A 22,231-nucleotide genomic window follows, 5' to 3' on the forward strand; every position below is an offset into this window, starting at 1 on the left:
CTCTGCAATTTGCCGGGAGTCATTCAGCCGTATCGCATTCCACGTTCATCGCCCGTGAAGCGGACTAGCGGAAGGTGAGGCAATGCAGGAGCCCACCCCGTTTCCGCTTCTCATACATCGATTCAAATGCGAAACAAATGAGTCGATTAATCAACCCGCTTCAAGCGATTTCAATATCGGCGCGATTTGTCCGTGCGCATGCAGTATGTCAGGACTGTTCTGCAAAATTTGCCGATAACGCGGCAGGAAAATATTGCCTGGCAAGTCTTCCGAGAAAAGACCGACGACGGATTCGACTGCGCCAATACGATCGGCGCTGGTTGCTTCATCGTCATCGAGAATCTCATCGACATTCGCGATCATCGTCGACAACGGATTGAGCCAGCGAAAGCCCGATCCATTGATCAGCACCTGCAGGAACGCCGCAGGCGTGACGGGGCCAAACTCCTTCTCATACAAGGCGCGCTCGTGATCGAGTATCGCCTTATGCAACACGAGTAGCGGCTTACGTATTTCGCCAAGAAACTGAATGGCGCGCTCGTCGTTGATCTTCATCGTTTGACTCCGGAAGCAGTAATGCATTGAAAGTTACGTAAAGCTGGCTTGCACGTATGAGATGGAAGAAAATACGCATATCGAATGAAGCATTCAATGAACTGCTCAGAGCCGACGCAAAAGAGCAAGTGCAAAATAATCGGTTCGTCGTCTGCCTTCCACATCAGAAACTATGCCGGTTGCTTTTTTATAGGCAACTGACGATGCTATGCTGGCGACGCCCATTATGACGATTCGCTGAACATAGCAGTCTGTCTGCGTGACGGTGTCCGTTAGTGGAAGCATCGCCTTCCCGTCAAACCCTACGCACGCGTCATCAACCTCTCGCACATGCAAGACGAACACACGGCAACCTTGCTCGACTATTACACGCGACATCAGACTTCCGTGCAATGGCGCGGCTTCCTGACCGCACTCGCCGAAGAGTTCGAGACGCAGATTGATACGTCGCAGTTGCGCGTGCTGATGTCGCGCATTGGCGTGCGCTTTGCTGCCAGGCACCCGGCGGGCGAGTGCACGACGCTGGACGACCTCGCTGCGTTTCTCAACAACATCTGGTCCGGGCTCGACTGGGGGTTCGTTCGCCTTGCGGAGCGTGACGACTATCTGTCCATCGAACATTGCTGCGCGCCGCTTGCCGCTTTCGGCGAACGGGCCGCGCCGTGGGCTTCCGCCTTTCTCGAAGGCGCGTATCAGCACTGGCTGCACGAACTGGGCGCGGGGTCGCTCGCGCTACAGGAATATCAAAGCGCCAACGCGCACGCATACGAATTCAGACTGTTGAAAGCGCCCTGACTAAACTTGATCCTGACGACGACGTTAACCATATAGTGAAACAGTGGGCGGACAGCTGACGCTGTCGCAGTACAGGAATGCGCAGGACAAGCGAGGAAACATCATGAGCGTTTCAGACGACGTCGGTAATCTGTTCCGGCGCTTCGGTGGCGACGCCGGGCAATACCAGGAGGTGACGCGCGACGACGACGCGAAGCATGCCGCGTTGCGCTGGCCATTGCTGAACGCGCTCGACATCGCGCACGCGAAGCCCGTGCCGGATGCGGGCCGTCCCGCGTCGCCGGCGCCGCGCGTCGATGCTGTCGTTCAGGCATCGTCGCATGCAGCCGCTGCGCAATCGGCAAACACGGCCGGCACGCCCGCCGGCTCCGAGTCCACTGGACCGGCGCGCCCGCCGCTGTTCGCGCGCGGCCATCGCCACGCGTCGATGCCGCCGCCCGTCGCTCCCGCGCAAATGGGCGCGAATCGCTTCAGTGCGCCGCCAGCCGTCGCGCCCGCTGCGGACCGCAGCAATGCCGCAGCCAACGCGCCGAGCATGTCGGCGGCGCCCGCTCTTCAAATGCCTGCGCCCGTCCCACCTGCGTCGACTGTCGCTGCAGCGCCTTCGATGCCGCCGGTTTCGCCGGCGTCACACGATGCCGCACCGCAGCGCGAAGCACACCCCGTTCAGGCCGCCCCTTTTTTTGCACACGGCCAAACGTTTGCTCGTGCCCCATTTGAGAACCCCGCGGTGCACGCTGCGCGGGCCAAGCCGTCGGCGCCCGCGCCGCAGCAGGCCGGTTCGATCCTTTCGGGCCTGTTCGGCGGCACGAATGCGGGCCGGCCGGAGACACCCGCCAGCGCGCCGTCGAAAGATCTGTCATCGCTGTTCGCGCGCCTGTCGCATGGATCGGCGGCGCCAGGCCGTTCGCTGCGCGACACCTTCAGATCGCGTTTCAAGGCGGATGGTGACGCATGAGAGTCGTTTCGGTTGTTTCGGCTAAAGGCGGTGTCGGCAAGACGACGCTCGCCGCGAATCTCGCCTCGGTGCTGGGCTCGAACGGACGCCGCGTAATCGCCGTCGACTTCGATCCGCAAAACGCGCTGCGTCTGCACTTCGGCATTCCCATCGACAACTACGACGGCGTCGCACGCGCGACGCTCGCGGGCGCATCGTGGCGCACGGTGATGTTCGATGGCATCGACGGCATTACGGCGCTGCCGCACGGCGCGTTGAACGAAGACGACAGACGCGTGTTCGAAGCGCAGCTCGATGCCGATCCGTATCTGATCCGCACATCGCTCGAAGCGCTCGGGCTCGACGCCGACGACATCGTGCTGATCGACACGCCGCCGGGCGCGACCGCCTACACGCGCGCCGCGCTGATCGCCGCGGACTTCGTGCTGAACGTCGTGATCGCGGATGCCGCATCCTATGCGGCGATTCCGCAGATGGAGCGGCTGATCCAGACTTACGCGTTGCCGCGTCAGGACTTCATCGGATACGGCTACGTGATCAATCAGGTCGACCAGAGCCGCAGCCTCACGAAAGACGTCGTCAAGGTGTTGCGGGATGCGCTCGACGACCATCTGTTCCCCGGCGTGATCCATCTCGACCAGGGCGTAAGCGAATCGCTTGCGTACGACACGACCGTGATCCACTACGACCCGCATAGCCAGGCGGCCGCCGATCTGCGCGCATGCGGCGACTGGCTGGGCACGCGTCTGAACGGTCAGGCCAGGCTGCCGAGGAACGTCGCATGAGCACCGCACCGGAAGACATCCTCGACGCCGCCGACAACGCGTCGCCGCGCCGCTCGCGTTTCGATCGACTCGCGTCGCATCTGATCGACGGACGCATTCTCGGCAGCAAGCCCGTCACGATCCTGCTCGTGCTGTTCGCGCTGGCGGCGCTGTTCTTCGTGTTCACGGTACCGCTCGCGTTCGGCGAGCAGCTCACGTTTGCGATCTGCTGCTTCGTCTGCGCGATGCTGTTTCGCCGCGCGCAAGGGCACTACGCGACGCTCGTGATGATCATGCTGTCGGTGATCGCGACGGGCCGCTATATGTACTGGCGTCTGACGGAGACGACATACTGGGAGCGCCCGCTCGATGCCGTATGGGGTTTGCTGCTGGTATCGGCGGAAGTGTATGCGGCGCTCGTGCTGATGCTCGGTTACTTCCAGACCGCATGGCCGCTCAGGCGCAAGCCGATGCCGCTGCCTTTGGATCGCAGCGCCTGGCCGACCGTCGATATTTTCATTCCCACGTACAACGAGCCGCTGTCGGTGGTGAAGCCGACCATCTACGCGGCCATCGCGCTCGACTATCCGAAGGACAAGCTGTCCATTCACGTGCTCGACGATGGCCGCCGCCCCGAGTTCAAGGCCTTCTGCGAAGAAGTGGGCGTCGCATGGACGATCCGCTCGCACAACCGCCACGCGAAGGCGGGCAACATCAACGAGGCGCTGAAGATCACCGACGGCGAATACTTCGCGATCTTCGACTGCGATCACATCCCAACACGTTCGTTTCTGCAGGTCGGCCTCGGCTGGTTCCTGCGCGACAAGAAACTGTCGATGCTGCAGACGCCGCACCATTTCTTCTCCGCCGATCCGTTCGAGAAAAACCTCGGCACGTTCCGCAAGGTGCCGAACGAAGGCGAGCTGTTCTACGGTCTCGTGCAGGACGGCAACGACCTGTGGAACGCGACGTTCTTCTGCGGCTCGTGCGCGCTCTTGCGCCGCACGATGGTCGAGGAGATCGGCGGCATCGCCGTCGAGACCGTGACGGAAGACGCGCACACGGCGCTCAAGCTGCACCGCCGCGGCTATACGACCGCGTATCTGTCGATCCCGCAGGCAGCAGGGCTTGCAACGGAAAGCCTGGGCGGCCACATCGGCCAGCGTATCCGCTGGGCGCGCGGCATGACGCAGATTTTCCGGATCGACAATCCGCTCACCGGGCGCGGCCTGTCGTTCGGCCAGCGGCTGTGCTATCTGAACGCGATGATGCACTTCTTCTACGGCATCCCGCGTCTGGTGTTCCTTACGGCGCCGCTGTCGTTCCTGTTCTTCAACGCGCACATCATCCAGGCGGCGGCGGGCACGATCGCGATCTTCGCGCTGCCGCACATGTTCCACGCGAACATCACGAACTCGCGGATGCAGCAGAAGTTCCGCCATTCGTTCTGGTCCGAAGTGTATGAATCGGTGCTCGCGTCGTACATCACGGCGCCGACGCTGCTCGCGCTGATCAACCCGAAGCTCGGCAAATTCAACGTGACGGCGAAAGGCGGGCGCATCGACGAGCAATACTTCGACTGGGGTATTTCGCGTCCTTATCTGATTCTGCTGGCGCTGAACCTGCTCGGCTTCATCGCCGGCTGCGTGCATATCGCGCTCAACTCCAGTTCGCATAGCGAGGTGCAGACGACGGTGCTGAACCTCGCATGGACGGGCTACAACATGCTGATCCTCGGCGCGAGCGTCGCGGCGGCGCGCGAGCAACGACAGGTGCGCTCGACGCATCGCGTGGCGATGCGCATTCCGGCGTCGCTGCGCTTCTCGACGGGCCGCACGCTGGTGTGCGAAACCGTCGATTACGCGGAAGGCGGCGTGGCGCTGCAACTGCCTGCCGCCATTCAGGTGCCGCTGCACGAGAGCGTGGTGGTCTCGCTGTTTCGCGGTCAGGAAGAGTTCGTGTTTCCCGCCGACGTCACGTACTCGGTGCCGGGCCGCGTCGGCCTGAAGTTCGCACCGATGACGCGCGAGCAGGAACTCGACTTCGTGCAGAGCACATTCGCGCGCGCCGACGCCTGGACCGGCTGGGCGGAAGGGCGCGAAGTCGACACGCCGCTCAGGAGCCTGTCGCATGTGATGCGCGTTGGGGTCGGCGGTATCGGCGGACTGTTCGAACATCTGTACGCCGACCTGCGCACATGGAGCGGTAGACGCAAGACCGCAGCAAACGACACGAAGAACGGAAAATAAAGTATGGGGATCTTGCGAAACGACGCCGCTCGTTCAGCGACGAAGAGGGCGGGCTTGCGTCGGGCCGTGCGCTCGCTGGCGCGCAACGGTTTGCGCTTGCGCGCGACACTTGCCGCGTTGCTGTTTGCGATGACGCTGCCGACCGTGCAGGCCGCATCCGATGCCGCGCCTTCCACGTCGCCTGGTGCGATTCCCGCCACGCGCGCCGAACTCGCGGCGAAGCCGGGCACGACGCCCGCCACGACGCCGCTCGTGCCGTCCGCGCCCGCCAGCAACGGCTTGCCGCCGCTGCCGTCCGCGAAACCCGTCGATCCACGCGCGGGGCTGCAGCCCGCGTTCGCCGAGCCGGCGCCGCAACCGTTCGCCGTCGTGCGCGGCGGCCGCGACACGATGCCGACCACGGCCGACAACGGCACGGCCGTGTCGGGCGGACGCCGTCAGACCTTCACGTTCACGCAACTGGGCGCGCTCGATCCGCTGCAACTGCGCGGTGTCGACGGCCAGAACGGCGTGCCGTTCTCGGTGCGCGCCGATGAAGTCGTGACGGGCGCGAATCTGCATCTGATCTATAGCTACTCGCCGTCGCTGCTGTCGAATCTGTCGCATCTGAAAGTGCTCGTGAACGGCGAAGTTGCGGCGACGCTGCCACTGCCGCGCGAGCAGGCGGGCACGCTGCTCGCGCGCGATATCCCGCTCGAACCGCGTCTGATCACCGAGTTCAATCACCTGAACGTCCAGTTGATCGGCCATTACACGCAGGGTTGCGAAGACCCGGCGAGCAGCGCGCTATGGGCGACCGTCAGCAACGCGAGCACGCTCGACCTGACGTTCGCGTCGCTGGCGGCCAAGCCCGATCTCGGCGCGCTGCCGCTGCCGTTCTTCGACCGGCGCGACATCCGCCGCCTCGAATTGCCGTTCGTGTTCGCCGCCCGGCCGTCGCCGCAGGCGCTCGAAGCGGCGGGCGCGGTCGCGTCGTGGTTCGGCTCGCTGGCCGGCTACCGCGGCGCGCTGTTTCCCGCGCAACTCGACAACGCGCCGCTGTCGGGCAACGCGGTCGTATTCGCGACCAACGACGAGCGGCCCGCGGGCGTCACGCTGCCCACCATCAACGGCCCGATGCTCGCGGTCGTCGATCGCGAAGCGCCCGCGCATGGCAAGCTGCTGCTCGTGCTGGGCCGCGACGCGCGCGAGCTGAAGATCGCGGCGAACGCGCTGTCGCTGGGCGAGGCGGCGTTGTCGGGCACCGTGCAGACCATCACGCACGTCGACGCGCCGCGCGCGCGTCAGCCGTACGACGCACCGGGCTGGCTGCCGACCGACCGCCCCGTGCGCTTCGGCGAACTGACCGTGCCGAAGGATCTGTCCGTGCGCGGCTATAACGGGGATGTGGTGCGCGTGGATCTGCGCGTCGCGCCCGACCTGTTCACGTGGCGCACGAAGGGCGTGCCCATCGACCTGCGCTACCGTTTCACGGTGCGCCCCGCGCCGGACCGTTCGACGCTCAACATCAGCGTCAACAACAACTTCGTGCAGGCGTTGCGCATTCCCGCGCAGTCGTCGTCGATGCTCGATCTCGGCCGCTATCTGAACCGGATGCTGCCGGATCACACGGCGCCCGCGTCGAAAGAGATCTACATTCCGCCGCATCTGCTCGCGTCGCAGGCGCAGCTGCGCTTCCACTTCTATTACGACATGCCGAAGACGGGCGAATGCCAGGGGCAGGTGCTCGACAACGTGCGCGGCGAGATCGATCCCGATTCGACCATCGATCTGTCATCGTTCCCGCACTACATGGCGCTGCCCGATCTGGCCGCGTTCGCGAACAGCGGCTGGCCGTTCACGAAGCTCGCCGATCTGTCGCAGACGGCCGTGATTCTGCCCGTGAACGCGAACCCGAGCGACTACAGCCTGTATCTGACGGTGATGGGCCGTATGGGCGCGTCGACGGCGTATCCCGTCACGGCCGTGACCGTCGCGACAGCCGCCGACGTGCAGCGTCTCGCCGACAAGGATCTGCTCCTGATCGGCGCGCCCGGCCAGCAACCGTTGCTGACGACATGGGAAAAGGACATGCCGTTCTCCGCCGCCGACGACTCGCGCCGCATGCAGTTCTCGAACGTGTCGTTCCGCATCGCCAACTGGTGGCACGGCGATCGCGGCGGCGTGCGCACGGCGGGGCGCGCGGACCTGTCGCTGGTGAATGCGTCGGGCGACGCGATCATTACCGGCTTCCAGTCGCCGCTCGAAAAAGGCCGCAGCGTGGTCGCGCTGATCTCGGCGCCCGGTCAGTCGGACACCGATCTGACCAACGCGCTGCTCGACGCCGATCTCGTCCAGTCGATCCAGGGCGGGTTGACGGTGGTGCGCGGCAGAACGCTCGAAGTGGTCTCGAATGGCGACGTGTACTACGTCGGCCACCTGTCGCCTGTCGAATACATGCGCTGGGCGTTGTCCGTGCATCCGCTGCTGTTGCTGCTCGCGGGGCTGATCGCGGCGCTGATCATCGCGGCTGTGTTCTACCGGCTGTTGCGCGCCGTCGCCGCGCGCAGGCTGAAGGACTGACATGCGGGCATCGTTTCTCTCACGCCCGTTGCACGCCGCGCTCGCGTGCGCGGGTGTCATGGTCGGCATGACGGGCCACGCGCACGCTGCAACGTGTGATGACTGGTCCGCGTATCGCGCGTTCGTGTCGCGCTTCGTGCAACAGGACGGACGCGTCGTCGATTTTTCGACGCCCACGCAGCAGACCACGTCGGAAGGGCAGTCGTATGGCCTGTTCTTCGCGCTCGTCGCGAACGACCGCGCGACCTTCGAGCGCCTGTTGCGCTGGACGCGCGCGAACCTGTCGGCGGGACGTTTCGACGGCGACGACGTGAAGCTGCCTTCCTGGCAGTGGGGTAAGAAGCCGGATGGCTCGTACGGCGTGATCGACCCGAACTCGGCGGCGGACTCGGACCTGTGGATCGCCTACGACCTGTTCGAGGCAGGGCGTCTGTGGCATGAGCCGGCGTACACGAAGCTCGCGTATGCGCTCGTCACGCAGATCGAGAAGCAGGAAGTCGCCGATCTGCGCGGCCTCGGTCCAATGCTGCTGCCCGGTCCGCAAGGCTTCCGCAACGGCAATACGACGCGCCTGAACCCCAGCTACCTGCCGTTGCCGTTGCTGCGCGCGCTTGCTGCGCAGTCGCCGAACGGTCCGTGGGCGCGCGTCGCAGACAATGCGTTCAAGCTCGTCAAGACGACTTCGCCGCTCGGCTTTGCGCCGGACTGGGCCGCTTATCGTGATGGCCAGTTCATCGTCGATCCGCAAAAGGGCGACTTAGGCAGCTACGATGCGATTCGCGTTTATCTGTGGGCAGGGCTGACTGCGTCCGCCGATCCGCTCGCCAAGCCGTGGCTCGCCGCGTTGCACGGCATGCGCGACCGGATCGCGCAGACGGGCGTGCCGCCCGAGAAAGTTGTGACGACCACGGGCAACGCGACGGGCGAAGGCCCGATTGGTTTCTGGGGCGCGCTGCTGCCGTATTTCCGCGCGCTCGGCGACACACGCGCAGCGGGCCTTGCGCAAACGCATCTGGCCTCGCTCGCCACGCCTGCGCCCGCACCCGCGCCAGGCGCTGGCCAGACCACGCAAAACCAGCCTGTCTATTACGACGAGGTGCTGATGCTCTTCGGTACAGGGTCCGCAGACGGCCGCTACCGCTTCGATGAAAACGGCCGTCTCGTGCCGCGCTGGGAGAATACATGCCAATCCGCCAACGCGCGCTCGTAATCGGCGTCGCACTCACGCTCGGCGCGGGCGCGGCGGCGTCGGCATTCGCGCAGGCGCAGCCGCAGCCGAACGACCCGATGAACGTCCTGATCGATCAGGGCAAGTACTGGCAGTCGCACAAGCGCGGCGATCTCGCCGAGCAGGCGTGGCTGAAGGTCTTGCGCATCGACCCGAAGCAGCCCGACGCGCTGTACGGCATGGGTATCGTGATGTCCGACCGCAAGGACGGCGCGGGCGCGCAGCAGTATCTCGCGCGCTTGCGTCAGGCCGCGCCGAACTATCCGAACATCGACGAACTCGCGCGGCGTCTCGGTCAGTCGAGTCCCACGGACCAGGCCGTCAACGACGCGCGGCGTCTCGCGCAGGCCGGGCAGCAGGCGTCGGCGGCACAGGCGTACCGGCAGGCGCTCGGCCCGAAGCCCACCAACCCGCAGCTCGCGCTCGAGTACTACCAGACGCTCGGTTCGTCGCCGCAAGGCTGGGAAGAGGCGCGTCGCGGGCTGGAGCAACTGGCGCGCGAGCATCCCGACGATCCGCGCTTCACGCTCGCCTATGCGCAGCATCTGACGTATCGCGAAGCGAACCGGCGCGAGGGCATCGAGCAGCTTGCGCAGTTATCGAAGGATTCCGTCGTCGGCGCGCAGGCGAAGGCGGCCTGGCGTCAGGCGCTGTTGTGGCTCGGCGTGCGTGCATCCGATGCGCCGCTGTTTCAGGCGTATCTGTCCGCCGTCCCCGACGATGCCGCCGTCAAGGCACGCGCCGACTCGATTGCCGAGCAGGACCGGCACGCAAGTGAGCGCGCGCAGCAGAATGCTGGCGCCGACGCGCGTGGCCGTACCATCGCCGACGGCTTTGCAGCGCTCGATCGCGGCGACCTCGTGACGGCGAAGGCACGTTTTACGTCGGTGCTCGCCAGCGCGCCGAACGATGGCGACGCGCTCGGCGGCATGGGCGTCGCGTTACTGAAGCAGGAACAGTTTGCGCAGGCGCGCGATTATCTGCTGCGCGCGTCGCAGCAAGGCGGCGCGGCGCGCTGGCGCGAGGCGCTCAACAGCGCGACCTACTGGATGTACACCAGCGAAGGTCTCGGCGAGCAGAGCAACGGCAATCTCACGCAAGCGAAGGCGTCCTTCGAGAAAGCGATTGCCGTGAGTCCCGGCGACGTCACCGCGCAAACCGCGCTCGGCGATCTGCTGATGCAAAGCGGCGACCCACGCGGCGCGGAGGCGGCGTTCCGCATGGCGTTGCGCCGCCAGGCCGACAATCCCGATGCGATACGCGGCCTCGTCGGCGCGCTTGCTGCGCAGGGACGCGGCGACGAAGCGCTCAGCTTCGCGAACCAGTTGACGGACGAGCAGCGCAAGAAAGTGGGCGGCGCGGACCGTCTGCGCGGCGAGGCGCAGGCGGCGCAGGCGCGTGCCGCCGAAGCGCGCGGCGACCTTGGCACTGCGCGCAGCCTGTTCGAAGACGCGCTGCTGAGCAATCCCGACGATCCGTGGCTGCGGCTCGACCTCGCGCGCATCTACGCGAAGCAGGGCGCGTATGCGAATGCGAAGAGCATCATGGATGGGCTGATCGCGCTGCATCCGGATATGCCCGATGCGTTCTATGCAAGCGCGCTGCTGGCGGCGGACATGCAGGACTGGCGTTATGGTTTGTCGCAACTCGAACGCATTCCGCTCAACAAACGCACGGACGCAATGGCGGTGCTGCAGCATCGGCTGTGGGTTCATCAGCAGTGCGACGAAGCCGTGGCGCTCGCGAAGAGCGGGCGCGTCGCGCAGGCGCGCGGATTGCTGCAGAACGCGGAACCCATTGCGGGCACGAATGCCGAGTTGATCGGCGCGATCGCGTCGGCCTATGTGAACACGGGCGACACACCGCGCGCGCTGATGATGGTGCGCAGCGCCGTCGCGCGCGCGCCAAACGATCCGGGGCTGCTGCTCACCGACGCGGGCATTCTGTTGAACGCGGGCCAGGACATCGAACTGGGCGAGGTGATGCGGCGGCTCGCATCGATGCAGTTGACGGGCCAGCAACGCAGCGACTTCGAGAAGATTAACGTGGCGATCGTCGTGCGCCGCACGGATGCGCTGCGTCAGTCGAACGACCTGGCGAGCGCGTACGACGTGCTGTCGCCGTGGCTCGCGGCGCGGCCGAACGATCCCGACATTCTCGCAGCGCTCGCGCGTCTGTACACCGCGAACAACGACAACGCGAATGCGCTCGCGACGTATCGCCTCGCGCTCGTGCAGAATCCGACCGACATGGGTCTGCTGCTCAACGCGGCGGGTGCGGCGACGCAGATCCGCAAGTTCGACTTCGCCGAATCGACGTTGAAGCAGGCGTTGCGCATCGCGCCGAACAATCCGGATGCGCTTGCCGCGATGGGCCGCATGTATCGTGCGCAGGGCAGGAACAGCCTGGCCGCGCAGTATTTCCAGCGCTCGCTGATTGCGCAGAACGCGCCGCTTGCGCGGCCCGGCGCGACGGCGGCGGGCGCCAACGGTCAACCCGTGCCGAGCGGCTGGGATGTGCCGTTGCGCCCGAGAGGGCCGATTCCGTTGCCTGGCACGAATCCTTTTGCGAACCGGGCGTCGGCGGATGCGTCGAACAGTGTGCCGTTCCCCGCGCAGAATACCGGTCTCACGACCCAACCGTCTTCGATGCCAGCCATGCCTGTCTATATTCCGCCGACGCAGCCGGTAACCGCGCCTTATGCGCCATACGTCGCGCCGCAGCCGGCTTCGCAGATCAATTCGCTCGAGACGCTTGCGCCGCAAGCTGCAGTGACGGGTAGCGAAACGCCGGACGCGGACGGCTACGGCCCCGATCAATACGGCTCGTCGCAGTCGGGCGGCGGCCTTGCGCCGGGCCAGGCGTATCCGGCGCAGGGTTACGCGCAACAGCCTTATCAGCAGCCGTATCAGCAGGGCTATCAGCAGGGCTATCAGCAGCAGGCGCCAGCACAGCAGTATCAGCAGCCGGTGTATGCGCAGCCGAACGATGCATACGCGAGCACGCCGTGGCCGATGTCGCCTCAGTCACAGGCCGCCGCGCAGGCACAGGCGACACAGGGGATGAACGCGCAGCCTGCGTCGAAGAAGCGGACCACGAAGAACCCGCGCCCGATGAACAGCAATGCAGCGTATGCGCAGCAGCAGGGCGGTTATGCTCAGGGCGGATACGCGCAGGGCGGCGCTCCGCAACAGGGGTACGCGCAACCTTATCCGCAGCAGCAGGGTTATCCGCAGCAACCGTATCCCCAGCAGCCTTATCCGCAGCAGCGCGCGTATGCGCAACAGCCGTACCCGCCACAGCAGGCGTATCAGCAGCCTTACCAGCCGCAACCGCCGCAGCAGGCGTATGCGCAGCAGGGCTACACGAATCAGGGTTACGGTCTTGTGCCGTACATCCCGCAACCGCCCGCGCCGTATCCGACGCGCAACGCGCAGATGCAGGACGGACAGAACCGGCAATATCCGCAGCCGGCGCAGCCGCAGCCGTTGACCGTCGAGGAAGAACTCGCACAGATCAACCGCGAGCAGACCAGCACGGTGAGTGGCGGCATCCAGTTCCGCAATCGCGACGGCGAAAACGGCCTGTCGAACCTGACCGATATCGAAGTACCGCTGCAAGGCCGCATCCGCGCGGGCGATGGGCATGTGACGGTCGAAGTCACGCCCGTCACGCTCGATGCCGGCACGGCGAGCAGCAGTTCGAACACGCTGGCCCGCTTCGGGTCCGCGCAAACCGATCAGACCAGCAACCCGTATGGCTCGCAGACGGCGACGGGCGTCGGTGTCGACGTCGGCTATCAGTATCGCGGCCTGAAAGCCGATGTCGGCGCGACGCCGTTCGGCTTTCGCGAGCAGAACATCGTTGGCGGCGTGCAGTACAAGGGCGGATTGACCGACAAGGTGTCGTACCGGCTGACGGCGGCACGCCGCGCCGTGACCGACAGCCTGTTGTCCTACGCCGGCGCGCGCGATGCGCTGACGAATCTGGAATGGGGCGGCGTGACGTCGAACGGCCTGCGCGCGGATATCGGCTGGGATGACGGCACGAGCGGCCTGTACGCGAACCTGGCGGGGGACTATTACGATGGCCGTCATGTCGCGTCGAACAATTCGGTCAAGGGCGGCGGCGGCGTTTACACGCGCCTCTACAAGGACGCGGACCAGACCTTCACGGTCGGCGTGAACACCACGCTGATGCATTACAACAAGAATCTGTCGTACTTCACGTATGGTCAGGGCGGCTACTTCAGCCCGCAGCAGTATGCGATCCTGAATTTGCCGATCGAATGGACCGGGCGCAACGGGCCCTTCGCCTACGATCTGAAGGCGTCGATCGGCGTGCAGCATTACCGTCAGGACGATTCGCCTTACTTCCCGCTTGATCCCAATCTGCAGAGCGATGCCGCCTCGCGATTCGCAAGTGCGAAACAGCCTGTGCCCGATACGAATGCGGCCTACCCAGGTCAGAGCAAGACGGGCGTGTCTTACTCGATCGATGCCGTCGGCGAGTATCAGCTGGCGCCGCAACTGACGGTCGGCGCGGCGGCGTCGTTCGGCAACGCGTACGAGTATCGCGAGTTCGTCGCGGCCGTCTACGTGCGGTATGCGTTCACCAAGCAGACCGGCTTACCCGTCTTCCCGCCTTCGCCGTTGCGGTCGTCGTACCTTCCCGTAAACGACTGAGCGCGTTCTCTGAAGAAGCAGCGCGGTGACCGCGTTGCTTTCTTCATCGTCTCCCTTTTCGCCGCAAGAATGCCTGCGCGATCCGACGTCCGGACGGCAGCAGGCACTTCGCACGCACGTTTTTTTGCGTCCCACTACAATCAGTTGACCCGATCCCTGAATGTGCATGCGTAACAGGTTGACGTAGTGCGTATGCACTTGCTGGCCTCGCATGATTAGCGCGTCACGTCTAACAAAGCGCGGTTGTCGACCGGATTTTGTTGGGCGTCGGCGGATAAACAAAAACCCCACTTACGGATACGCTCATGGCAACGCTGAACATCAACGGCCAGTCTCATACCATCGACGCGCCGCCCGACATGCCCGTGCTCTGGGCGCTGCGCGATATCGTCGGTCTCACGGGAACGAAGTTCGGCTGCGGCATTGCGCAATGCGGCGCCTGCACCGTGCATCTGGATGGCGTTGCCGTGCGCTCGTGCGTGCTGCCCATCGCGGCCGTCGGCGACAAGAAGATCACGACGATCGAAGCCGTCGGCAACACGCCCGCGGGCAAGAAAGTGCAGGCGGCGTGGCGGCATCTCGACGTCGTGCAATGCGGCTACTGTCAGTCCGGACAGGTGATGCAGGCGGCTTCGCTGCTCGCGCAGAACCCCAACCCGAGCGATGCCGATATCGACGCGGCCATGGCAGGCAACATCTGCCGCTGCGGCACGTACAACCGCATCCGCGCTGCTGTCAAGCAGGCAGCGAAGGAGGCGTGACATGTCGCAAGGACTGCTCGATGCACAAAACGGCAAGCCGCGCGACGACGATGCCGCGCGAGTCACACGCCGTGCGTTTTTGAAATTCAGTGCGAGCGTCGCTGCCATGGCGGGCGGCGGCCTGATGCTCGGCTTCAGCATGCCTGCGCAAAGCCAGGGCGATGTGCGCAAGTCCGTGATCGGCGGCGATGGTGTCGAGACGCCGCAAAGCGGCGTGCTCGCGGCGAACGCATTCGTGCAGATCGACACGGCGGGCAAGGTCACGCTGATCATCCCGAAGGTCGAGATGGGACAAGGCGTGTACACGTCGATCCCGATGCTGATCGCGGAAGAACTCGAAGTGCCGCTCGACAGCGTGACGATCGACCATGCGCCGCCCGACGAATCGCGCTTCACAGACCCGCTGCTCGGCGGCCAGCTGACGGGTGGCTCGACGTCGATCCGCTATGCATGGGAACCGATGCGGCGCGCGGGCGCGACCACGCGCGTGCTGCTCATCAACGCGGCCGCGCAGCAATGGCAGGTCGACCCGGCGTCGTGCCATGCCGAGAACGGCCAGGTGATTCACGCGGACACGAAGCGCAGCATTGCCTACGGCCAACTCGTCGATGCCGCGGCGAAGCTGCCCGTGCCGCAGAACGTGCCGTTGAAGGACCCGAAAGACTTCAAGCTGATCGGCACGCAGGCGAAGCGGCTCGATTCGCCCGAGAAGGTGGACGGCAGCGCGATGTTCGGCCTCGACGTGCGTCTGCCCGACATGGTCTATGCGGCCATCGTCAATTGTCCGGTGTTCGGCGGGACGCTTGCCAGCGTCGACGATACGGCCGCAAAGAAGATTCCCGGCGTGCGGCAGATCGTGAAGTTCGACAACGGCGTTGCCGTGATCGGCGATCACACGTGGGCTGCGAAACGCGGCGCGTCGGCGTTGAAAGTCACATGGAACGAAGGTGCGGGCGCGGCCGTGTCGATGAAGACGATCGTCGACGACATGGAGAAGGCGTCGCAGAACAACGGTGCGGTTGCGCGCAAGGACGGCGATGTCAATAACGCGTTCTCGCAGGCGAAGACGCGCGTGGATGCCGTCTATCAGCAGCCGTTCCTTGCGCACGCAACGATGGAACCGGTCAACTGCACGGTGCACGTGAAGCCCGATAGCTGTGAGATCTGGGTCGGCACCCAGGTGCCCACGCGGGCGCGCGATGCGGGCGCGAAGGTGACGGGGCTGCCGCCGGACAAGATCGTCGTGCACAACTTCCTGCTCGGCGGCGGCTTCGGACGCAGGCTCGAATTCGACATGGTCACGCAGGCCGTGAAAGTGGCCAAGCAGCTGAACGTGCCCGTGAAGGTGACGTGGACGCGCGAGGAAGATATCCAGCACGACATGTATCGCCCGTACTACTACGACAAGATTTCGGCGGGGCTCGACGCGAATGGGAAGCCGATTGCGTGGCAGCACCGCATCGTCGGTTCGTCGATTCTGTCGCGCTTCGCGCCGCCTGCCGTGAAGAACGGCGTCGATCCCGACGCCGTCGAAGTGGCCGCCGATCTGCCGTACGACCTGCCGAATCAGATCATCGATTACGTGCGTCAGGAGCCGCACGCCATACCCACCGCGTTCTGGCGCGGCGTGGGTCCGACGCGCGGCACGTTCGTCGTCGAGAGCTTCATCGACGAACTCGCGGCGCAGACGAAGACCGATCCCGTCAAGTATCGGCGCGACCTGCTGGGCAAATCGCCGCGTGCGTTGAACGTGCTGAACGTCGCGACGCAGGCGGCGGGCTGGGGCAACACGGTGCCGAAGGGACAGGGGCGCGGGGTGTCGGTGATGCACGCGTTCGGCAGCTTCTTTTCGATGGTGGCCGACGTCACGGTCGATCAGGGCGAGGTGAGGGTGAATCGCGTGGTGTGCGCCGTCGATTGCGGGATGGTGGTCAATCCGAACACGGTGGAAGCGCAGATTCAGGGCGGCATTATCTTCGCGATCACGGCGGCGCTGTACAGCGAGATCACGATCGATCGCGGCCGCGTGCAGCAGAGCAACTTCACGGACTACAGGATTCTGCGCATCAACGAAACGCCGACCATCGACGTGCATATCGTGAAGAGCAGCGAGGCGCCGGGCGGCATCGGCGAGCCGGGGACGGCTGCGGCGCAGCCGGCGATCGCCAACGCGATCTATGCGGCGACGGGCAAGCGGTTGCGGCAGTTGCCGGTCGGTAACCAGTTGATGAACGCGTAAGGGGCCGACGATGAAAACGACATTGAAGGCATTAGCGCTTGCGGCTGGATTGATCGGTTCGTTCGCGCTCCCCGCGTTGTCTCACGCCGCCGACGATGCGCTCGTCACACGTGGCGAATATCTGGCGAAGGCGGGCGACTGCATCGCGTGCCACTCGGTGCCGCACGGCAAAGCGTTCACCGGCGGCCTGAAAATGATGACGCCGATGGGCGCGATCTACTCGACCAACATTACGCCTGATCCGGAGACGGGCATCGGCCAGTACAGCGAGGACGACTTCAAGCGTGCGATGCGCGAGGGGATCGCGAAGGACGGCCACAACCTGTATCCGGCGATGCCGTATCCGTCTTACGCGAAGGTCAACGACGACGACATGCATGCGCTGTACGCGTATTTCATGAAAGGTGTCGCGCCCGTGAAGCAGGCGAACCGCGAGCCGGACATCAAGTGGCCGTTGAACATGCGCTGGCCACTGAAGTTCTGGAACATGGTCTTTCTGGAGAAAGGCGTGTATCAGGACAAGACGGGCAAGGACGTCGCATGGAATCGTGGCGCGTATCTGATTCAGGGTCTCGGGCATTGTGGTTCATGTCATACGCCGCGCGGCGTTGCGTTCCAGGAGAAGGCGCTCGATGAAAGCGGCGCGCTGTATCTGTCGGGCAGCCCGATCGACAACTGGTTCGCGTCGAACCTGACGGGCGAGCACAACGTGGGTCTGGGTCGCTGGTCGGAGGCGGATGTCGCGCAGTTTCTGAAGACGGGCGCGAATCAGCATGCGTCGGCGTTCGGTTCGATGACGGATGTGATCAACAACAGCACGCAGACGCTGTCGGATGTCGATGTGGCGGCGATGTCGCGGTATCTGAAGTCGCTGCCGGCGGCGGGAGGTTCAGGCGGCCCGGCTTATGCGTATGACGCGAAGGCGACCAAGGTGTCACTGACGCGGCCTGCCAATGATGCTGGTGCGCGGGTTTATACGGCGTTCTGCATGCATTGTCATGGGGTGGATGGGCGTGGGTTTGCGCCGATGCTGGCGCCGCTGGCTGGGAATCCTAATGTGCTGGAGAAGAATGCTTCTTCGTTGATCAATGTCACGCTTAATGGGACTGGGGATCTTGTGATTGGTGGGGTGCCTGCTGCGTATCCTATGCCCAAGTATGGGCCTGTGTTGAGTGATCAGCAGATTGCTGATGTGCTGACCTTTATCCGGGCTGGATGGAATAATGGGGCGCCTGGGGTTGGTGCTGGGGATGTGGCTAAGGTTCGGAAAGCTACTCAGTAGAGGGGTTTTTTTGTCTGCGGACGCTGGGGGTGCCTTTGCTTTTGCTTACGCTGGCATCCACGTTTTGTTATCGGTGCTTCAAGCGTTGCCCCTGTGCGGGGCGGCACCTACTTTTCTTTGCCGCCGCAAAGAAAAGTAGGCAAAAGAAAGCGGCTCACACCGCCAGCCCGTGTTTCTATCCACGGGCCCCCAACGTCCCCACACTCCACACGGCAGTGCCCTGGTCAGTGCTCGTTGCCAACGCTTCGAACAGATGCCTCACCCGCTTCAGACACCCGCACAAGAGCCAGCGGCAGCGACTGGTATGTGCCGCCCAGGTGGCAAACTGTATGTAGGCCCAGCTACTTCACCCGCCTCACTTCGGACCGATAGCGCACGCGCCCCACCCTGTAAGAGCGCCAGGCTATACCACGCGACTACCTACACACAGTTTGCCACCTGGGCGGCGGTGGACTGTCTGGCTCGGCGTACTGTAGTGCGGGAGCGTGAAGCGGGTGAGGCGCACGGCCAGAGCGCTGGCAACGAACGCGAACGGGAAAGTTGCCGTGTGAAGCGTAAGACCCGCTGGGGGCCCTCAGGCAGGAACAAGGATTGGCGGTGTGAGCCGCTTTCTTTTGCCTACTTTTCTTTGCGGCGGCAAAGAAAAGTAGGTGCCGCCCCGCACAGGGGCGACGCGTGAAGCACGCAAACAAAACGCGGATGCCAGCGCAAACACAAGCGTACCTACCCCAGCATCCGCAGACAAAAAAACCACTAACGCTGCTGCGCGATTTTCTGCCTCCGCTCAAGCACCCTTGCATACCACGTAAGCGGAAAGCACATAGCAAAATACAAAAGCGCGACCATGCCATAAATAGGAAACGGCCGGAACGCAGCATTAGTAATCATGGTCCCGGTTTTAGTGAGTTCGGTGAACCCAATAATAGAAGTCAGAGCCGTGCTCTTAACAACCTGAACCAGAAACCCGACAGTCGGCGCAACAGCAATCTTCAAGGCCTGCGGCCAGACAATAAACCGTAACTGCTGAGAAAACGTCATCCCGAGACTGGCACCCGCAGCCCACTGCCCGCGAGGCACAGCCTCAACACACCCACGCCAGATATCAGCGAGATAAGCACTGGTATAGAGCGTCAAGGTAACCGTAGCCGCGACCCAGGGCGACACATCGACCCCCATCAACGGCAACCCAAAAAACGCAAGAAACAGCTGCATCAGCAACGGCGTGCCCTGAAACAGCTCCACATACAAGACGACAACACGCCTGAGCCAGGGCAAAGGCGACACGCGCATCGCGAGCAACACCAACCCGACAACGCCGCCCCCAACAAACGCAATCAACGACAGCAATACCGTCCACCGCGCCGCGAGCAACAGATTCCGCGCAATATCCCAAAGCGTAAATTCGATCATGACGAGCGCTCCGTCGACGTTGCGGTGCGTGCGCCGCGAATAGCGAAAAGAGTGCGCAACAACCCGCGCGGAGCATCGGATGACCGTGCCGCGCGCCCCGCGAAAAGGCCCTTGCCGAGCCGGTTCAACACTTGCCGCAACACGACCGACAGCACCAGGTACGTCGCGGTAATAATCAGGTACGCCTCGAACGAACGGAAGTTGCGCGATTGAATATAGTTCGCCGCATAGGTCAGATCGGGCACCGAAATCTGCGATACGACCGCCGAGCCGAGCATCACGATCAACACCTGGCTCAACAGCGCGGGAAACACATTGGCCACCGCCTGCGGCAACACGACATGGCGAAACACCTGGCGTTGCTGAAGCCCGAGCGCCTGCGCCGCCTGAATCTGTCCACGCGGAATCGAGTCGATGCCGGCCCGCACGATCTCGATTGCGTACGCGCCGAGGTTCACCGTCATCGCGAGTATCGCGGCCTGGATTTCATCGATATGAATGCCGAGGCTGGGCAGCCCGAAGAACACGAAGAACAACTGCACCAGAAACGGCGTATTGCGGATCAGCTCGACGTAAGTCGCGATCAGCCCGCGTGCCCATTTCGGTCCTGACACGGCCACCACCGCGCCGCCGATGCCGACCAGACCGCCCAGCACGGTCGATACGGCCGTCAGCCCGAGCGTCACGCCGACGCCACTTACGAGCATCCCCGCATACATGTCGAAACTGCTGAAATCGAACGTATAACTCATCGCATGCGGCTCATCGTGACATCGGCTGATCGAAAGAAAGGCTTAGAGGTTGTCCGGCAGCGGCGCGCGCAGCCACTTCTGCGAAATCGCGTTCATCGTGCCGTCCTTGCGGGAACGCGCGATGGTTTCGTCGACTTTCTTCAGGAGGCGCGGCTCGTTCTTGTTCAGGCCGACGTGATCGGGCGAACTGAACAGCGAGAACTTCTGCTCCGGGTCATTGGCGGGATGGCGCGCGAGTATCGTCGCGCCGACATCGTTACCGACGACCATCAACTGTACCTGACCAGAAAGAAATGCAGAAATAGCGCCGTTCGGATCGTCGAAACGTTTGATGTTCGCCGACGGCGGCGCGATCTTCGTGACGCTCAGGTCCTCCAGCGTGCCGCGTGCAACGGAGATGCTCTTGCCCGCCAGATCGTTCGCGTCCTTCACCTTCAGCGACTTCGGTCCGAACACGGCGAGGTAGTAGGGCGCGTAGGGCTGCGAGAAATCGATCACCTTCTCGCGCTCGGGCGTCTGGCCGACGGAGAGCAGCATGTCCGCCTTGTGGTCGGCGAGATAGGCCATGCGGTTGTCGCCCGTCACGGCTACCAGTTCGACCTTGACGCCGAGCGATTTGCCGATCAGGTTCGCGACGTCGATGTCATAGCCTTGCGGCTTCATATCCGGGCCAATCGAGCCGAACGGCGGGTAGTCCATGAACACGCCGACGCGCACGACGCCCGCTTTCGTGATCGTGTCGAGCGCGTCCGCATGCGCGAGCGGCGCGAACGCCGACAGCGCGACGCCTGCGAAGGCGAGCGAGGCGAACGCATGGCAGAAGCGGCGGCGAAAGAGAGCGGCGGTGGTCATCGGTGCATCCTTTATAAATGTTGGGACAGCGGTGAAAGCCACTCTAGGCAGGCAAAAAACCTGTAACAACCGAAATCTGCGCATGGATGCCATGCGTTACGCTCATGCCGTACGGGTTCTCCCGGCCTCGGTTGCGTATGAGCCTGGCGCATGGCGGCAGGCGCCGGGGAATTTTGGATCGCGTATGCTTCGGGATTGTCACGCATGTGACCGCACCACAAAGCGGCACGCGCGATGAATTTTCCTGATGCGACTTACCCTCATGCGACGACTTCCGCCCCTGAACGCTTTGCAGATCTTCGAGACCGTGGCGCGCCATCGCAGCTTCACGCGTGCGGCCGAGCATCTGTGTCTCACGCAAGGCGCCGTGAGCCGGCAGATTCTCGCGCTCGAGGATTACTATCAGTTCCCGCTCTTCAAGCGCCACGCGAAAGGTCTCACGCTGACCGCGGAAGGCGAACTGCTGCTGCCCGCCGTCAAAGAGAGCTTTGCGCGCATCGAAGAGATTTCGCTGCGCCTCACGCGCCAGCGCACGGATCTCGCGCTCAAGGTGCCGACCTGCGTGATGCGCTGGATACTGCCCAAAATCATGCAGTTCCAGGCTGAGTACCCCGACTTGCACGTGCAGATCACGACGACCTGGCAGCACGACGTCGACTTCCAGGTCGAACCGTTCGACGCCGCCATCGTCTACGGCACCTCGGCGGGCGCGGATGTGCAGGCGGTGCCGCTCTTCGAGGAGCGCCTCACACCCGTCTGCGCGCCCCAGTTGCTGCACGACAAGCCGCTCGGCAGCGCCGCCGATCTGTCGCGCCACACGCTGCTGCACCCGACGCGCGATCATCGCGACTGGAAAATGTGGCTCGAATACGTGGATGCGCGCGATGTCGACGCGAACCACGGTCCAAGCTTCGATACGCTCGATCTCGCCACGAACGCGGCGTTACAAGGCTTCGGCGTGGCGATCAGCGATCTCGCGCTGATCGACGAGGACGTGGCCGCGCAACGGCTCGTGCGCCCGTTCGAGGCCGTGCTCACGACGGGCGCGCGCTATTACTTCGTGTACCCGGACAGCGTCGCGCATCAGCAGAAGGTCAATCTGTTCCGCGACTGGATCGACCGGCACTGGGCGCAGTGAG

At 64.0% G+C, this 22,231-nt stretch carries 15 protein-coding genes; 11 read left to right on the forward strand and 4 right to left on the reverse strand.

The annotated features are described in order from the left end of the window. Positions 1 to 150: 150 nt before the first annotated feature. Positions 151 to 555, reverse strand: coding sequence for a hypothetical protein (locus PPGU16_RS17715; RefSeq protein WP_405032826.1), 405 nt, complete (start codon positions 553 to 555; stop codon positions 151 to 153). Positions 556 to 885: 330 nt separating this feature from the next. Between PPGU16_RS17715 and bcsD the strand changes: the two genes are divergently transcribed. From bcsD to PPGU16_RS17765, 10 genes are all read left to right on the forward strand, one after another. After that, entirely contained in the window at positions 886 to 1,350 is a 465-nt protein-coding gene (gene bcsD / locus PPGU16_RS17720; RefSeq protein ID WP_180723923.1) for a cellulose biosynthesis protein BcsD, read from the forward strand. Between the two features lie 103 nt (positions 1,351 to 1,453). Continuing rightward, positions 1,454 to 2,308, forward strand: a complete 855-nt coding sequence (bcsP, locus tag PPGU16_RS17725) for a cellulose biosynthesis protein BcsP (protein WP_180723924.1) — start codon at positions 1,454 to 1,456, stop codon at positions 2,306 to 2,308. Further along, a complete protein-coding gene (gene bcsQ, locus PPGU16_RS17730) occupies positions 2,305 to 3,093 on the forward strand; it encodes a cellulose biosynthesis protein BcsQ (protein WP_180723925.1) in 789 nt (262 codons plus the stop codon). Before bcsP ends, bcsQ begins: the two co-directional genes overlap by 4 nt. Continuing rightward, complete coding sequence (bcsA, locus tag PPGU16_RS17735) at positions 3,090 to 5,321, forward strand: UDP-forming cellulose synthase catalytic subunit (RefSeq protein WP_180723926.1); 2,232 nt, start codon at positions 3,090 to 3,092, stop codon at positions 5,319 to 5,321. Before bcsQ ends, bcsA begins: the two co-directional genes overlap by 4 nt. Positions 5,322 to 5,324: 3 nt before the next feature. Continuing rightward, positions 5,325 to 7,883: a cellulose biosynthesis cyclic di-GMP-binding regulatory protein BcsB gene (bcsB, locus tag PPGU16_RS17740; RefSeq protein WP_180723927.1), complete on the forward strand. Its 2,559-nt coding sequence runs from the start codon at positions 5,325 to 5,327 to the stop codon at positions 7,881 to 7,883. Position 7,884: 1 nt separating this feature from the next. Next, positions 7,885 to 9,093, forward strand: coding sequence for a cellulose synthase complex periplasmic endoglucanase BcsZ (gene bcsZ / locus PPGU16_RS17745; protein ID WP_180723928.1), 1,209 nt, complete (start codon positions 7,885 to 7,887; stop codon positions 9,091 to 9,093). Then, positions 9,066 to 13,796, forward strand: coding sequence for a cellulose synthase subunit BcsC-related outer membrane protein (locus PPGU16_RS17750; RefSeq protein ID WP_180723929.1), 4,731 nt, complete (start codon positions 9,066 to 9,068; stop codon positions 13,794 to 13,796). The genes bcsZ and PPGU16_RS17750 overlap by 28 nt, the downstream gene beginning before the upstream one ends. Before the next feature lie 305 nt (positions 13,797 to 14,101). Further along, on the forward strand, positions 14,102 to 14,557 hold the full coding sequence (locus tag PPGU16_RS17755; RefSeq protein ID WP_180723930.1) for a (2Fe-2S)-binding protein: 456 nt from the start codon (positions 14,102 to 14,104) through the stop codon (positions 14,555 to 14,557). Position 14,558: 1 nt separating this feature from the next. Further along, the gene (locus tag PPGU16_RS17760) at positions 14,559 to 16,796 is read left to right on the forward strand and encodes a xanthine dehydrogenase family protein molybdopterin-binding subunit (protein ID WP_180723931.1); all 2,238 of its coding nucleotides are present in this window, start codon (positions 14,559 to 14,561) and stop codon (positions 16,794 to 16,796) included. A 10-nt stretch (positions 16,797 to 16,806) separates the two neighbouring features. Further along, positions 16,807 to 18,078, forward strand: coding sequence for a cytochrome c (locus PPGU16_RS17765; RefSeq protein ID WP_180723932.1), 1,272 nt, complete (start codon positions 16,807 to 16,809; stop codon positions 18,076 to 18,078). Positions 18,079 to 18,831: 753 nt separating this feature from the next. Here PPGU16_RS17765 and PPGU16_RS17770 read toward each other — a convergent pair. Genes PPGU16_RS17770 through PPGU16_RS17780 form a run of 3 tightly spaced genes read right to left on the reverse strand, consistent with a single transcriptional unit; the run spans position 18,832 to position 21,092 of the window. Continuing rightward, a complete protein-coding gene (locus tag PPGU16_RS17770; protein WP_007579114.1) occupies positions 18,832 to 19,488 on the reverse strand; it encodes an amino acid ABC transporter permease in 657 nt (218 codons plus the stop codon). Further along, positions 19,485 to 20,240: an amino acid ABC transporter permease gene (locus PPGU16_RS17775; RefSeq protein WP_180723933.1), complete on the reverse strand. Its 756-nt coding sequence runs from the start codon at positions 20,238 to 20,240 to the stop codon at positions 19,485 to 19,487. Before PPGU16_RS17775 ends, PPGU16_RS17770 begins: the two co-directional genes overlap by 4 nt. A 42-nt stretch (positions 20,241 to 20,282) precedes the next feature. Next, positions 20,283 to 21,092 (reverse strand): transporter substrate-binding domain-containing protein, encoded by an 810-nt coding sequence (locus tag PPGU16_RS17780; RefSeq protein ID WP_180723934.1) that lies wholly within the window; start codon positions 21,090 to 21,092, stop codon positions 20,283 to 20,285. A gap of 262 nt (positions 21,093 to 21,354) precedes the next feature. Here PPGU16_RS17780 and PPGU16_RS17785 point away from each other — a divergent pair, with 262 nt between their 5' ends. After that, complete coding sequence (locus PPGU16_RS17785) at positions 21,355 to 22,230, forward strand: LysR substrate-binding domain-containing protein (protein ID WP_180723935.1); 876 nt, start codon at positions 21,355 to 21,357, stop codon at positions 22,228 to 22,230. The last annotated feature ends 1 nt before the right edge of the window (position 22,231 follow it).

Origin of the sequence: Paraburkholderia largidicola, assembly GCF_013426895.1 — a bacterium.
In the GTDB taxonomy this organism is placed as follows: domain Bacteria; phylum Pseudomonadota; class Gammaproteobacteria; order Burkholderiales; family Burkholderiaceae; genus Paraburkholderia; species Paraburkholderia largidicola.

Coding starts and splice junctions, on each gene's coding strand:
- PPGU16_RS17715 (WP_405032826.1), bottom strand. CDS start 555: ATGAAGATCAACGACGAGCGCGCCATTCAGTTTCTTGGCGAAATACGT.
- bcsD (WP_180723923.1), top strand. CDS start 886: ATGCAAGACGAACACACGGCAACCTTGCTCGACTATTACACGCGACAT.
- bcsP (WP_180723924.1), top strand. CDS start 1,454: ATGAGCGTTTCAGACGACGTCGGTAATCTGTTCCGGCGCTTCGGTGGC.
- bcsQ (WP_180723925.1), top strand. CDS start 2,305: ATGAGAGTCGTTTCGGTTGTTTCGGCTAAAGGCGGTGTCGGCAAGACG.
- bcsA (WP_180723926.1), top strand. CDS start 3,090: ATGAGCACCGCACCGGAAGACATCCTCGACGCCGCCGACAACGCGTCG.
- bcsB (WP_180723927.1), top strand. CDS start 5,325: ATGGGGATCTTGCGAAACGACGCCGCTCGTTCAGCGACGAAGAGGGCG.
- bcsZ (WP_180723928.1), top strand. CDS start 7,885: ATGCGGGCATCGTTTCTCTCACGCCCGTTGCACGCCGCGCTCGCGTGC.
- PPGU16_RS17750 (WP_180723929.1), top strand. CDS start 9,066: ATGCCAATCCGCCAACGCGCGCTCGTAATCGGCGTCGCACTCACGCTC.
- PPGU16_RS17755 (WP_180723930.1), top strand. CDS start 14,102: ATGGCAACGCTGAACATCAACGGCCAGTCTCATACCATCGACGCGCCG.
- PPGU16_RS17760 (WP_180723931.1), top strand. CDS start 14,559: ATGTCGCAAGGACTGCTCGATGCACAAAACGGCAAGCCGCGCGACGAC.
- PPGU16_RS17765 (WP_180723932.1), top strand. CDS start 16,807: ATGAAAACGACATTGAAGGCATTAGCGCTTGCGGCTGGATTGATCGGT.
- PPGU16_RS17770 (WP_007579114.1), bottom strand. CDS start 19,488: ATGATCGAATTTACGCTTTGGGATATTGCGCGGAATCTGTTGCTCGCG.
- PPGU16_RS17775 (WP_180723933.1), bottom strand. CDS start 20,240: ATGAGTTATACGTTCGATTTCAGCAGTTTCGACATGTATGCGGGGATG.
- PPGU16_RS17780 (WP_180723934.1), bottom strand. CDS start 21,092: ATGACCACCGCCGCTCTCTTTCGCCGCCGCTTCTGCCATGCGTTCGCC.
- PPGU16_RS17785 (WP_180723935.1), top strand. CDS start 21,355: ATGCGACGACTTCCGCCCCTGAACGCTTTGCAGATCTTCGAGACCGTG.